Origin of the sequence: Candidatus Erwinia dacicola (assembly GCF_001756855.1) — a bacterium.
Lineage (GTDB): Bacteria > Pseudomonadota > Gammaproteobacteria > Enterobacterales > Enterobacteriaceae > Erwinia > Erwinia dacicola.
This window is the reverse complement of record NZ_MAYS01000456.1, coordinates 1-1,395: the sequence shown is the minus strand read 5'-3', so window position 1 is coordinate 1,395 and position 1,395 is coordinate 1. Positions and strand designations below refer to the sequence as shown.

Annotated in this window: 1 protein-coding gene; it reads right to left on the bottom strand. The window is 54.3% G+C overall.

What is annotated here, in order from left to right; translation table 11 throughout:
• Positions 1-63: 63 nt before the first annotated feature.
• Entirely contained in the window at positions 64-1,284 is a 1,221-nt protein-coding gene (pncB, locus tag BBW68_RS12205; RefSeq protein WP_070135575.1) for a nicotinate phosphoribosyltransferase, read from the bottom strand.
• Positions 1,285-1,395: the final 111 nt, after the last annotated feature.

Below are 1,395 nucleotides of genomic sequence, written 5' to 3'. Positions count from 1 at the left end.
TGTTTCAGGGGGCTACATCAAAATTTCCGGAAGCTAGAGAGATTTATTAACAGGAAGGCGTTATCAGGGGCCAGCACGAGTCTGGCCCCTTTTGACCAGCGGCAGATTGAAGGCTTTGCGCAGGGCGCGGACAAAAGCTTTATCCTGACAGATAGTTTTACCCGGGCTGTCGGAAAGTTTGGCGACCGGCTTACCGTTACATTCCACCAGCTTAATGACGATATTAAGTGGCTTAACCTGAGGGATATCGCTGGTCAGGCGCGTACCGATGCCGAAAATGACATTAATACGCTGGTCAAACTGGCGATATAGCGCCACCGCTTTTTCTAGGTCGAGATTATCGGAGAAGACCAGCGTTTTGCTCTGCGGATCTAATTCCAGCTGCTGATAGTGGGCAATCGCTTTCTCGCCCCATTCAAACGGATCCCCAGAATCATGGCGCAGCCCCTGGTAAGCGGTGGCAAACCCACGACCGAAGTCGCGCAGGAAAGCATCCATGGTGATGCAGTCGGTCAGCGCAATGCCCAACTGGTTCGGATACTCCTCCAGCCAAGCCTGCAGCGCAACGCGCTGGCTGTTAGCCAGTACCGGGCTGATCTGCTGATGTGCCTGGAACCATTCGTGCGCCTGAGTGCCGACCGGGGCAATACCCAGCTGACGCGCAACTTCATAATTACTCGATCCAACCAGCCACGGGAAATCCTGCTTGAGCGTGCTGACAATCGTCAGCTGCACATCGTGAGAGAAGCGGCGGCGGGTGCCGAAGTCCATCAGACGGAAGCGCGACATATCAAGATCCGCTGTCAGTCCGGAAAACTGCACCAGTTTGCTCTTCAGCTTGTCGACCGCCATTCGTGGCGTCACCAGAGGGGAGCAGTGACGATGCACCACTTCACTGATCAGCGCCAGCAGCGGCACTTCCCACATGATGACTTCACGCCACGGCCCGCTGATACGGATATCCAGCTTGTCGTGATGGTTGCGCACGCTGACCTGACGCGGATCGTAGCGGAAGCTACGCAGCCAGTTCAGGTAGTCCGCCTTGAAGAAGGGCAGGCCGGAGAGATACGCAAACTCGTCATCGCTCAGTGCCAGCGAAGCCATCGCCGCTATTTGCTCACTGATCTCATCAGCATAGATGCCGAGCATGTCGTCACCACGGCAACGAAACTCGGCGGCGGCGGTGACATCGTAATAGCGATGAAACACAGCCTGCTGCATGTGGAGTTTATAGGCATCAGTATCTAAAAGCGTGGTCAAAATCGGGGAAGCGTGTCGTGTCATGGTGCGTTTCAGCATCCTCTGGCGAAGAGCGTTATCCCTAGTTTAAATAAAAGAAAAGTCGCTGGAGTATAACCCGAATACTCATTTAGTGAACGAGTTATGGTCATTTGT